The organism is Flavobacterium psychrotrophum, assembly GCF_003403075.1.
Classification (GTDB): domain Bacteria; phylum Bacteroidota; class Bacteroidia; order Flavobacteriales; family Flavobacteriaceae; genus Flavobacterium; species Flavobacterium psychrotrophum.
Window position 1 is genome coordinate 141,946 of record NZ_CP031557.1, and the last position, 12,798, is coordinate 154,743.

10 protein-coding genes are annotated in these 12,798 nt (G+C 40.7%); 5 read left to right on the forward strand and 5 right to left on the reverse strand.

The features are described from left to right. Window positions 1–10: 10 nt before the first annotated feature. The 5 genes from DYH63_RS00645 to miaB all read right to left on the reverse strand — a co-directional run bounded on the left by DYH63_RS00645 (window position 11) and on the right by miaB (window position 5,073). Window positions 11–1,078, reverse strand: a complete 1,068-nt coding sequence (locus tag DYH63_RS00645; RefSeq protein WP_116786962.1) for a tetratricopeptide repeat protein — start codon at window positions 1,076–1,078, stop codon at window positions 11–13. Window positions 1,079–1,154: 76 nt separating this feature from the next. After that, window positions 1,155–1,625 carry an LptE family protein gene (locus DYH63_RS00650; protein WP_240409098.1) on the reverse strand — a complete coding sequence of 157 codons (471 nt, stop codon included), beginning with the start codon at window positions 1,623–1,625 and terminating at the stop codon, window positions 1,155–1,157. 43 nt (window positions 1,626–1,668) lie between these two features. Then, window positions 1,669–2,952 carry a sigma-54 interaction domain-containing protein gene (locus tag DYH63_RS00655; protein ID WP_116786963.1) on the reverse strand — a complete coding sequence of 428 codons (1,284 nt, stop codon included), beginning with the start codon at window positions 2,950–2,952 and terminating at the stop codon, window positions 1,669–1,671. A 62-nt stretch (window positions 2,953–3,014) separates the two neighbouring features. Beyond that, a complete protein-coding gene (locus DYH63_RS00660) occupies window positions 3,015–3,596 on the reverse strand; it encodes a YcxB family protein (RefSeq protein ID WP_116786964.1) in 582 nt (193 codons plus the stop codon). Window positions 3,597–3,627: 31 nt separating this feature from the next. Continuing rightward, window positions 3,628–5,073, reverse strand: coding sequence for a tRNA (N6-isopentenyl adenosine(37)-C2)-methylthiotransferase MiaB (gene miaB / locus DYH63_RS00665; protein ID WP_116786965.1), 1,446 nt, complete (start codon window positions 5,071–5,073; stop codon window positions 3,628–3,630). Between the two features lie 229 nt (window positions 5,074–5,302). Between miaB and topA the strand changes: the two genes are divergently transcribed. From topA to porM, 5 genes are all read left to right on the forward strand, one after another. Next, on the forward strand, window positions 5,303–7,807 hold the full coding sequence (gene topA, locus DYH63_RS00670; protein WP_116786966.1) for a type I DNA topoisomerase: 2,505 nt from the start codon (window positions 5,303–5,305) through the stop codon (window positions 7,805–7,807). Window positions 7,808–7,813: 6 nt separating this feature from the next. Further along, window positions 7,814–8,965 carry a formimidoylglutamase gene (locus tag DYH63_RS00675; protein WP_116786967.1) on the forward strand — a complete coding sequence of 384 codons (1,152 nt, stop codon included), beginning with the start codon at window positions 7,814–7,816 and terminating at the stop codon, window positions 8,963–8,965. A 146-nt stretch (window positions 8,966–9,111) separates the two neighbouring features. Then, a complete protein-coding gene (porK, locus tag DYH63_RS00680) occupies window positions 9,112–10,494 on the forward strand; it encodes a T9SS ring complex lipoprotein PorK/GldK (protein WP_116786968.1) in 1,383 nt (460 codons plus the stop codon). 72 nt (window positions 10,495–10,566) lie between these two features. Beyond that, on the forward strand, window positions 10,567–11,205 hold the full coding sequence (gene porL, locus DYH63_RS00685) for a type IX secretion system motor protein PorL/GldL (protein ID WP_439952028.1): 639 nt from the start codon (window positions 10,567–10,569) through the stop codon (window positions 11,203–11,205). Between the two features lie 58 nt (window positions 11,206–11,263). Next, on the forward strand, window positions 11,264–12,793 hold the full coding sequence (gene porM / locus DYH63_RS00690) for a type IX secretion system motor protein PorM/GldM (protein WP_116786970.1): 1,530 nt from the start codon (window positions 11,264–11,266) through the stop codon (window positions 12,791–12,793). Window positions 12,794–12,798 lie beyond the last annotated feature (5 nt).

Consider the following 12,798-nt stretch of genomic DNA (forward strand, 5'->3'; position numbering starts at 1 on the left):
AATTGTTATTTTATTGTAAATCTTTAATTTCTGAAATACGGTCTGCAAAGAAAGCACTTTTTTCCGGATATTTCAAAATTAAAATTTCATAAGCTTGTATAGCTTTTGTATATTTTTTTTGTTCAAGGTACACGCGCGCCAAGGTTTCGGTCATCAGGCCGGGAGAGTCTGCTGTGTTTTTGCTAAGATTTTCCCATGCAGAGGTATCGCTTTTAACCGGTTTTATTTTTGGATTGATCTCAATAAAACGGTCTATTAGTTCCAGTTTACGGTTAAGTTCGCCTGGCTGTACTATTGTTTCCGGCTCATCTTTACCTGTTTCAATGGGTTGATCTATTGGGGCTGAAACTTGTGGCGCAGGTTTCTGCGGTTCTTCGCGCTTAACGGGCGCAATCCTCGAAAGTTGCAGCCATTCGGCAAATGAATGTGTTTCTGCTACATCAAATTTTAGCGGACTGCCAATAGTTGCGCTATTTTGGTTATTAATGGCAACGTCTGTTTCAGAGATTGTTATATCGTTTTGATTAATAACAGTATCTTCAGCCGCAGGTGTTGCTATTTCGGTATCATTTACGGTAGTTTCTTCCTCCGGTTCCGCTTCAATTATAGAAAGCTTTATAGATTCTTCCAGTTTGGTAGCATCTTGGATAGTAATGGCAGGTTCGGGGATTGAAATTTCTTCTTCCGGTTCTGCTTCAATGATAGACAGTTTAATAGATTCTTCCAGCTTATCTATGGTAGGCACCGCTTCGATTACAGGCAGCGTTGGTGTGCTTTCAATCACTTCTATACCGGCAAGCGCAGTTTCCTCTTCTTCGAGCTGTTTTAGTCCAATGCTCCTGAATGCCTCAGTAGTAATAAATTCAAAAAGGACAGACCTGTCTGTAGTGTAGGCAGCTGTTTTTTTTAGCTCAGTATTGTATCTAAAGCTGTCTTTATTATATAGCTCTTTAAGATAGATGGCGCGGGCACTTTGCAGGTACGGAAACTCCGTAAGGATACTTTCCAGTTCCGCACCCTGCCTGTTCGTTACCGAATAAGGCTTATTAAGCAAATATGTATAGTCTTTTGTAGTCAATTTTTAGTTGTTGATTGTCGGTTGTTGGTAACTTCACTCAGCCTGTTATGACTGACAACCAACAACTAACAACTAATTACCATTTAGCCAGCGATTCGTTAAATACGTCTTGCGTTATACGTTCAAATATTTCTTCCAGTGCATTAGTAAGCACGGGGCCTGTAAGCAGGTCATTGGCAGAATAATCGTAATAGAAACTAAAACGCTTTTCAAAATTATCGGCTTCTTTGTTCTTATTTGTAAAGCGCACCATTACAGATATAGTTACTCTGTTTTGTGCTGCCCTTTGGTCTGCGGTGGCAGTCATTGGTGTTACACGGTATTCTACAATCTCTCCTTCATATACAAGGTCGCCGCCTGTATTTGTAAGGCTCAGGTTAGTCTGGTTTTGTATAAGGTTTTGTAGTCTTCGTGTAAAGGTAAGCTCTATACCGGGCTCTACTACATCGGCATTGTTTTGGAAATAGTTTACCTGAAATGTTTTTGCATCAATCTTTCCGGTTCCGGTAAAGTTGTATTTAATAGAGCAACCCATTAAAATGAGCATTACTGTAAACAGGGCAACTGTTTTTAATCTTTTAAACATGGGCCTAGAGGTCATATTGTTTTATTTTTCGGTAAAGCGTCCTTTCAGAAATGCCAAGTTCATCGGCAGCCGCTTTGCGCTTGCCTTTATTCTTTTCAAGAGCCTTTTTTATCAGTTCTATTTCTTTTTCATCAAGCCGAAGTATCTCATCTTCTTCTACGGCATCAGCATAGAGGTAATGGTCATCATCGTCTTCATCTTCGTGGTGGTCAACAATGGGCTCTGCACGTGGTACCGGTTGTGGTGCATAGCCATCATTACGTGGTGGCAACTCTTCATAATCACGGTGATTGTTACCATCTTGGCCATAAATGCGCTGAATAAGACCTTTGTTGTTTTCCTGTACCTTACTGCCGTTTCCATTTTGCATCAGTTCCATGGTCAGCTTCTTAAGGTCGTTAATATCTGCACGCATATCAAACAACACCTTATATAATATTTCGCGTTCGTTGCTAAAATCGCTTTCTGCTTTCTTGTCAGGAACCAGGGCCGGAAGATTACTTCCTGTATCCGGCAGGTAAGCGCGAAGCGAGTTTCCTGTAATATTGCGGTTTGTTTCTAAAACGGAAATTTGCTCTGCCACATTGCGCAGCTGCCTGATATTTCCGCCCCAGCGGTATTTTAGAAGTAAAACTACGGCATCGTCTTCCAGTTTTATAGGAGGCATTTTGTACTTATGTGCAAAATCTGAAGAGAACTTGCGAAACAACAGGTGAATGTCATCTTTACGATCGCGCAGTGGGGGCAGGGTAATTTCTACGGTGCTTAGCCTGTAATATAAATCTTCACGGAATTTGCCTTTTTGTATAGCGTCAAACATGTTAACGTTTGTAGCCGCTACAATGCGTACATTGGTTTTTTGTACCTGGCTCGATCCCACTTTTATAAATTCTCCATTTTCAAGCACGCGTAGTAGGCGCACTTGTGTGGTAAGTGGCAGTTCACCTACCTCGTCTAAAAAGATAGTACCACCATCTGCCACTTCAAAGTAACCCTCGCGGGTATTTGTAGCGCCGGTAAAGGCACCCTTTTCGTGACCAAAGAGTTCGCTGTCTATAGTGCCCTCTGGTATTGCGCCACAGTTTACAGCTATGTATTTGCCGTGCTTGCGGTGCGATAGGGCGTGTATTATTTTCGGAATACTTTCTTTACCTACACCACTCTCGCCGGTAACCAGTACAGATATATCGGTAGGGGCAACCTGTATGGCTTTCTCTACTGCGCGGTTTAGTTTAGGGTCGTTCCCTATAATTTCAAATCGTTGTTTTATGGCTTGTACGCTTTCCATTTTCTTTTGTTTAAAGTTTCAGGTTTAAAGTTTCAAGTTGCCACTCGAATCCTTAACCGTACTTATTTAAGCGATACTTTTACTTTTGATTTTAATGAATCAAATATTTCTTTAATATCCTCAGTTTGCCAAGGATCTAGTTGTGCTTTGTCAATAACATGAGCCTGCATTTTCTCAGAGAATATCAAATAGAACTTGGGTGTTTCCTTTACTCTATGGATTTCTTCCCATTGGTAAGTGTTCTCAAAACCTTCACCTTGTTTTTTGAAGAAAGCATTATTTATTGTATAAGTTACATTCGTAAAATATCGAGCTCTTGTTTTAATTAATTCTTTTGAGTTCATTTTTCTGAACACACGCATCAGGACAATGAAGATAACTACAAAAGCTATTACCGGTATTAACGCAATAATCACATCAACCCAAATGTCCGGGTCGGTTTCAGTGTACGTATCTGTGTTGTTGTCTTCGTAAAACGGTTGCTCATTATCGGACGACGTATAAATATTAATAACAGCCACCAAAGAGATGATGCCAATGTATAACATCCATAATTTTGGTTTTACAGAAAATAACACTGCTTTTTTTGCCTTTTTTAATGTTTCGACATCAATAGTTTGTGTTGTTAAAACTTCTTTTTGCATTTCGGTTTGTTGGTTGGTGTGTGCTAAAAAACTATTGCATTTCGCTATATCCCACAGCTTCACCTATTAATGTAGATGTAGTACAGTGCGATGTAAGTACATTTACAAAATCGCCCGGCTTGTAATCGCCTTTCGGGAATACTACAGTCGTATTTTGAGACGTGCGGCCACTCCAGTGTTCGTCAGAGCGTTTAGAGCTTTTTTCAACAAGCACTTCTACCACCTGGCCTATAAAACGCTCAGTGCGCTCAAGGGCAATTCTTTGTTGTACCGCAATAATTTCGGTAAGGCGTCGGTTTTTTATTTCGTCCGGTACATCATCGGCCATTTTACGGGCGGCAAGGGTGCCAGGACGTTCAGAGTAAGCAAACATAAACCCGAAGTCGTATCGCACGTGCTCCATAAGGCTAAGTGTATCCTGGTGGTCTTCTTCTGTTTCTGTGGGGAATCCGGTAATCATATCCTGCGAAAGCGAGATATCCGGTATTATGCGGTATATGTTATCTACCAGCGCTATATACTCTTCGCGGGTATGCTGGCGGTTCATTTCTTTAAGTATGCGTGTGCTGCCGCTTTGTACCGGCAGGTGAATGTATTTGCAAATGTTGTGGTGCTTAGCCATAACTTCAATAACTTCAAGGTGCATATCCTGCGGGTTTGAAGTACTGAAACGGAAACGCATTTTAGGAAACACGGTAGCCACCCTGTCCAGTAATTGTGCAAAATCTACCGCAGTAGCCTTTTGCATTTCGCTGGCTTTATCATAATCTTTTTTAAGTCCGCCGCCATACCACAGGTAGCTGTCTACGTTCTGGCCAAGCAGTGTAACTTCTTTAAAACCCTTGTCCCAAAGCTGCTGTATCTCTTCCATAATACTTTCCGGCTCGCGGCTACGTTCACGGCCACGGGTAAAGGGTACTACGCAAAAAGTACACATGTTATCGCAACCGCGGGTTATAGATACAAATGCGGTAACACCGTTGCTGTTTAGCCTTACCGGTGCTACATCGCCATAAGTCTCATCCTTGCTCAGGATAACGTTAATGGCATCGCGCCCTTCTTCTACTTCCTTAAGCAGGTTAGGCAGGTCTTTGTAGGCGTCGGGGCCTACCACCATGTCTACTATCTTTTCTTCTTCCAGGAACTGGCTCTTAAGGCGCTCAGCCATACAGCCCAGCACGCCCACCTTCATTCCGGGATTTATTTTTTTTACGGCATTGTATTTTTCCAGCCTTTTGCGCACGGTTTGCTCTGCCTTATCACGAATAGAGCAGGTGTTAACCAGTACCAGGTCGGCATCCTCAAGGTTTTGTGTGGTGTTATAGCCCTCGTTAGCAAGTATAGACGCAACGATTTCGCTATCAGAAAAATTCATCTGGCAGCCGTAGCTTTCTATAAAAAGTTTTTTGGTATTACCTTCCTTTTGCTCTAAAACAAGGCTTTGCCCTTGTTTAATCTCTTCAATTATCTTTTCCATACTACACTACTGCACATACTTTTTTGAATGGGCAAAGATATAGATAAAAATCTATATACTGTCAAGTTGACAGCCCGCTATCTGTTATTTTTTTTAGTGCTTATACCTTAATATATATAGGTGTTAAACCGAAAAAGCACGGGAAAGCACTTAAAAAACGTGCTTTTTAAAGTGTTATAAAGCCGATATTTAAAAAAATCACATACTTTTGCGACCAAAGAAATGTTGTATGGCAAAGAATTTAGTGATCGTTGAGTCACCTGCGAAGGCAAAAACCATTGAAAAGTTTTTAGGGAAAGATTATCAGGTAGAGAGTAGCTACGGGCACATTGCCGACCTGCCAAGCAGGGAGATAGGTGTGGATGTAGAGAATGGCTTTAAACCAAAATATGAAGTTTCTCCTGATAAAAAAGCATTGGTTAAAAAACTCAGGGATTTATCTAAATCGGCCGAAACCGTTTGGCTGGCTTCCGATGAGGACCGCGAGGGTGAGGCGATTGCCTGGCACCTGGCGGAAGAACTGAAACTGGATAAAGCAAAGACAAAACGTATTGTCTTTCATGAAATTACAAAGTCGGCCATATTAAAAGCCATTGACAACCCAAGGGGTATAAATTATGATCTTGTAAATGCCCAGCAGGCACGTCGCGTATTAGACAGGCTGGTGGGGTATGAACTTTCTCCAGTGCTTTGGAAGAAGGTAAAAAGCGGACTTTCTGCGGGTAGGGTACAGTCAGTGTCTGTACGTCTTATTGTAGAACGCGAACGCGAGATTCAGAATTTTAAAGCTGAAGGTTCTTACAGTATAACAGCTGAATTTACAAATGAAGCCGGAAAAACACTAAAGGCAAAACTGCCTAAAAACTTTGCAACAAAACAGGAAGCACAAGATTTTCTGAATAAAAATATAGGTTCGCAATATAAAGTAGCCGACCTTGAAACTAAGCCTGCCAAGAAGTCTCCGGCAGCGCCTTTTACCACATCTACACTACAGCAGGAAGCGGCTCGAAAGCTGTACTTTCCTGTAGGTGTTACCATGATGCTGGCACAAAGGCTTTATGAGGCGGGACTTATAACTTATATGAGGACTGATAGTGTAAACCTTTCTAACGATGCTATGGGAGCTGCCGAGGCAGAAATTATCCGCTCGTATGGTAAAGAGTTTAGCAAGCCACGAAATTATAATACAAAAAGTAAAGGTGCTCAGGAGGCTCACGAAGCCATTCGCCCTACAGATATGACACAGCACACGGTAAACATAGACCGTGACCAGGCCAGATTGTATGACCTGATTTGGAAACGTACCCTGGCTTCGCAAATGAGCGATGCCCAACTGGAGCGTACCAATGTTAAGATACAGGCTAACAATCATAACGAAATATTTACAGCATCGGGCGAAGTACTGATGTTTGAAGGATTTCTTAAGGTATATCTTGAGGGGCACGATGACGACGACGAAGAACAGGAAGGTATGCTGCCGGCACTTCGTGTAAACGAGAGGCTTTCTAATAACTATATTACCGCTACCGAGCGCTTTAGCCGTCCTGCTGCCCGCTATACAGAGGCTGCGCTGGTTAAAAAGCTGGAAGAGCTGGGTATAGGCCGTCCGTCTACATATGCGCCTACTATCAGTACCATTATCAGCAGAAATTATGTTGAGAAAGGTAACTTTGAGGGGCAGCAGCGTAACTATGCACAGCTTATCCTAAGAGGAAGCGATATTAAAGAACAGGAGCTTAAAGAAAATGTAGGGTCTGATAAAGGGAAGCTTGTGCCTACCGATATTGGTACTATTGTAAACGACTTTTTAGTAAATCATTTTGATACCATTCTTGATTATAACTTTACCGCTAAGGTAGAGGAAGATTTTGATGAGATAGCGTCTGGTAATGAAGACTGGACAAAAATGATGGAAAATTTCTACGGGCATTTTCATCCGAAAGTAAAAGACGTAGAACAAAATGCTGAGCGCGAGTCTGGCGAGCGTATTTTGGGCACAGATCCAAAAACAGGCAAGCCTGTAAGTGTCCGTTTGGGTAAATTTGGTCCAATGGCACAAATAGGTGATGCCGAAGATGAAGAAAAGCAATTTGCAAGCCTGCTGCCAGAGCAGAATATAGGTACTATTTCGCTTGACGAAGCCCTTGGGCTTTTTGCCCTGCCTAAAGTCTTAGGTGTGCATGATGGCGAAGAGGTAGAGGTAAGTAACGGTCGTTTTGGTCCGTATGTGCGTTTTGGTAAAACGTTTATTTCGCTTCCAAAAGGCGAAGATCCGCTGGATGTGACTCTTGAAAGGGCTAAAGAGCTAATAGGAGAGAAGCAACAGGCTGATGCGCCTATAGGCGAATATGAAGGGCTGCCTGTGCAAAAAGGCGTTGGCCGTTTTGGTCCGTTTATTAAATGGAATGGTACGTTCATTAATGTGAACAAAAAATATAACTTTGATAACCTTTCTCAGGCAGATCTTGTAGCGCTTATTGAAGAGAAGATGCGAAAGGATATTGATAAGGTTATACATAACTGGGAAGCAGAAGGTATTAAAGTTGAGAAAGCCCGCTGGGGAAGGTCTGTGCTAACAAAAGGCAAGATAAAGATAGAGTTGAGCAAAGATTTTGATGCAGTAGGTTTAACGCTGGATAAGGCTCAGGCTATGATAGCAGAGAAAACCCCGGCTAAGAAAACTGCAGCCAAAAAACCTGCAGCAGCAAAGAAAACAGTAGCAAAAAAGAAATAATACCGTATGGGATTTGAATTTTTACAGCCGGTAAGCCAGATTGTTGAAGAGTATCTTGAGGATATTGCACTACAGTCTTTTGGTAAAAAGGTTATAGTGCATACTAAAGATAATTTTCCTGAGCTTGATGCAGTCAAGATTGCCATTATAGGGGTTTTAGATAACAGGGGGCAGATGGATGGTAAAGACCATGTGCATCTTAATTATATCCGAAAGGAGTTGTATGGGCTTTATCCTGGTAACTGGCATCTTAACGTAGCCGACCTGGGAGATATTCATGCGGGCGAAACCATACAGGATACCTATTATGCGGTAAAAACAATTACAGAGCAGCTGCTTAAGCAAAATATAATACCGTTAGTTATAGGTGGCTCGCAGGATATAGCTTATGCTGTATACCGAGGCTACGATAAGCTGGAGCAAATGGTGAATTATGTAAATGTAGATGCACGCTTTGATTTTGGTAAAGAAGACGAAGATATGTCTGCCCGCTCTTTTGTTACAAGAATGATTATTGAAGAGCCGCATAATCTTTTTAATTACAGTAATGTAGGGTATCAAACGTATTTTAATTCTCAGGAAGAGATAGATCTTATTGAGAAATTGTATTTTGACGCCTACCGCCTTGGAGAGGTTTGTAAAGATATAACCGTTGCAGAACCGGTGTTTAGGGATGCTGATTTTGTTGCCTTTGATATGGGGGCTGTAAAGTCTGGCGATTCAGGAAATATTGTTAAATTTATGCCAAATGGTTTTGATGGCAAAGAAATTTGTACTTTAGCACGCTATTCAGGTATAAGTGACAAGGTTAGCGCTTTTGGATTGTTTAATCATAACGATACAAAGCAGGAAGCAGCCCTGATTGCCCAGGTTGTATGGTATTTTGTTGAAGGTGTGCAGTATAGGAGCTATGAGTTCCCGTTTGGCAGCCGCGATAATTATATCAAATATATAGTAGCTTTTGAAGACGAAGAACTCGTTTTTTACAAGAGTGATAAGACAGATAGGTGGTGGATTGATGTTTTTAGTAACGAAATTGGCAATAATAAAGTTAAAAATGTTGCGTTATTACCATGTAGTTACCAGGATTACCTCTCTGCCTGTAATAATGAGTATCCTCAGAGATTGTGGAAAGCTCAAAGAAAAAACATAATTTAACGCTTTTGTTACAAATAAACCCTGTTTTTATTCAACTTATCAAATGTTTCGGTAAGGATGGGTTTTTTTATTAAAAAAATTGTTTTTCTGAAAATTTATAAATAGGTTTACGCCCTTAAAAATAGAATACTTAATAACCCGAATTTATGAAGAAGTTCATTGCATTAACAGCAACTTTATCATTACTAATCAGCTGTGGCTCCAGTGACCGTGGAGAACTGGTAGGTGTTAGAGGAAAAAAGTGGAGGCCTGAAAAGCCTTATGGTATGACTTTAGTTCCCGGCGGCGCTTACATTATGGGTAAGTCTGACGACGATTTGGCTAACGTTCAGGATGCTCCTACTAAAACAGTAACTGTTCGCTCATTTTATATGGATGAAACAGAGATTACAAACAGCGAGTATCGCCAGTTTGTAGAGTGGGTTAAGGATTCTACTATGAGAACAAGGCTTGCTATACTTGCTGATGAGCAAGGCCAGACCCCGGGAAGTGGTGGTATTGGAGAATTTGCATTTAAAGATCAGGCAGCCGAAGGTGAAGAGCAGTCAGCGTATGATAAATACATGAATGAAAATTACTGGAGCCTTGGTACGGATGATGATCCGTATGCGGGTAGAAAGCTTAATCATAAAGCAAAACTTATAAAAGATCCGCAAAAATATCCGGATGAGTTTTATGTGGAGGTAATGGATTCAATGTACCTTCCTGAATCAGAGTCTTACAACGGGTTAAGGACTGTTGATGTTTCAAAACTTGTCTTTGGTTATAAGTGGCTGGATATTCAGGCTGCGGCAAAAGATAAATCTACGGGTAACAGCAGGACTAAGAGAAGTAAATACCTTAGGACTGAGAAAGTTTCTGTATATCCTGATACAACAGTTTGGATTAAAGACTTTGCTTATTCTTATAATGAGCCAATGCACAATGACTATTTTTGGCATGATGCATATGGTGAGTATCCTGTAGTTGGTGTTAGCTGGGGTCAGGCTAAGGCATTCTGCGCATGGAGAACGCTTAATAAGAATGTTTATCAAAAAGAAAAGAAAAGACAGCAGGTAAACTCGTTCCGTCTTCCTACAGAAGCTGAGTGGGAATATGCAGCAAGGGGTGGCAGGCAGTCAGGAACATTCCCTTGGGGTGGTCCGTATGCTAAAAATGATACAGGATGTTTCCTTGCAAACTTTAAGCCAAACAGGGGTGACTATGCTGCTGACGGTGCTTTGTATACTGTAGAGGCGCAGTCATTCGATCCTAATGATTTTAACCTGTACAATATGGCAGGTAACGTTTCTGAGTGGACAGACGCTTCTTATGATGCTAATGCTTATGAGTATGTTTCTACAATGAACCCTACGGTATCAGATCTTAAAAATAACCGTAAAGTTATTCGTGGAGGTTCTTGGAAAGATGTTGCTTATTTCCTTCAGAATGGTACAAGGGATTGGGAATATGCAGACTCTGCTAGGAGCTACATAGGTTTCAGGACTGTTCAGGATTTCATGGGTACTCAAAACACATCGAACCAATAAATTTGTTTAACCAGCACTTTTTTATATTTTTTAAAATTAATTAACTTAACTAAAAACTAAAATTATTTTATTATGGCACTACCACAAAGAGTTATGAACATGGCCTATGGTCTTGGAGCGGCGGTTGTAATCATCGGAGCACTATTTAAACTTATGCACTGGCCAGGTGCGAGCGGAATGCTTATTGCAGGTCTTGGTGTTGAAGCTTTGATCTTTGCTCTTTCTGCTTTCGAACCAATTCACAAAGATCTTGACTGGTCTTTAGTTTACCCTGAACTTGCAGGTGGTGAGGCTAAAGAGAAAAAAGTTACTGTTAAAAAAGAAGATCCTACTGCAGCGCAAGGCCTTCTTTCTCAAAAACTTGATACACTTCTAAAAGAAGCTAAAATTGATGGCGAGCTTATGTCTAGCCTTGGTAATAGCATCAAAAACTTTGAATCTGCTGCTAAAGGTATCGCTCCAACTGTAGATGCAGTTGCTTCTACTAAAAAATACAGCGAAGAAATGACTTCTGCTGCTGCACAAATGGAAGCTCTTAACGGTCTTTACAAAGTACAGTTAGACAGCGCTGAGCGTAATGCTGCTGCTAACAAAGATATCGCTGAGAACGCTGCTAAACTTCAGCAGGAAATGGCAAACATGACTAAAAACATTGCTTCACTAAACAGTGTTTATGGCGGTATGCTATCTGCAATGGGTAACAGGGGCTAATTAGCACTAATTAGTAAAATCAACTACATTTAAAAACAAAAAGAAAGACTAATTAGAAATGGCAGGAGGAAAACAAACCCCAAGGCAAAAGATGGTTAACCTGATGTATCTGGTTTTCATCGCCATGATGGCCCTTAATATGTCAAAAGAGGTACTATCCGCTTTTGGCCTTATGAACGAACAGTTTGAATCTTCAAACGTAGAAGCGAACAAGAATAATGAGTTAATGTATGGGGCTTTAGCTGCTAAGGCTTCTGAGTCTCCATCATTTAAACCGGCACTTGCTATTGCTGATAAAGTAAAAGGTGTGTCTGCAGGTTTCTTTAAGTATATTGAAACTCTTAAGGGTGATATTACTAAGGAGATTGAAAAAGAAAATGGTAAATTACCATACGAGCAGATGGATAAAGGTGACAAAATCGACGAGGCTTGGTTCTCTGGAGATGGTTACTCTAAAAAAGGTCAGGAAGTTGTTGATGCAATCAACAAGTACAAGGCTGATATGAAAGCTGCTATTGGTAATGATGTTAAATTTAAGTCTCTAATTGCTGAGATCGATAATAAATTCAGCACAGCAGACGTTAAAGATGGTGAAGGCGTTACTAAGAAATTCCTTGATTATCACTATAAAGGTTTTCCTGCAATTGCTTCTCTAACTAAGCTTTCTGCTATGCAGAACAACGTTGAAGTTCTTGAGGCTAACGTATACAACATTGCTTTGGGTAAAGCAGCTCTTGAACAAAGTTCAATGAAGAATTATACAGCTCTTGTTGTTCTTGATAAAAATGCTTATTTCGAAGGCGAAAAAGTAACCGGTAAAGTTGTATTAGGACGTTATGACGAAAATACCGTTCCTACAAGTTTTGATGGTCCTGGTAAAATCGAAAATGGTCAGGCTGTTCTTGGTTTTAACGCTGCTGGTGTGGGTGAACATGATATTAACGGTAAATTTGTATTTACTGAAGATGGTAAATCTGTTCCACTTCCATTTAAAGGTAACTATGTTGTAGTTCCTCAGCCAAAAGAAGCTACTATCTCTGCAGATAAAATGAACGTTGTTTACCGTGGTGTAGACAACCCTATTTCAGTATCTGTTGCAGGTGTTGGTGCAGATAAAGTTAAAGCTTCTGCTCCGGGTATGCGTTCAGGTGGTGGTGCGGGTAAATTTTTACTTAATCCAGGCAGTGGTACTGAGGTTGTAGTAAATGTTAATGCTGAGCTTCCTGGTGGAAAATCATTTAGCTCTAAAAAAGTGTTCCGTATCAAGGGTATTCCGGCTCCAACAGGTAAAGTACGTAGCGAAACTGCTGCTAAAGGTCCTAAAGGTAGCCTTCAGAACTCAACAGTTACTGCGGCTCTTGAAGATTTCGATTTCCCTGTAGATGTTAATGTAACACAGTTTAACATTAAAGTTCCTGGCCAGCCTACTATTGTAGTTTCTGGTAACAAACTTGACTCTAGGGCTAAAGCTGCTGTTGAAAAAGCAAGCCGTGGAGATGTAATTGTAATCTCTGAAATCAAAGCTAAATTCTCTGGTATAGAGCAAGCAGCTAAGAGTGTTTCTACATGTACTTATGAAGTACAATAATAATA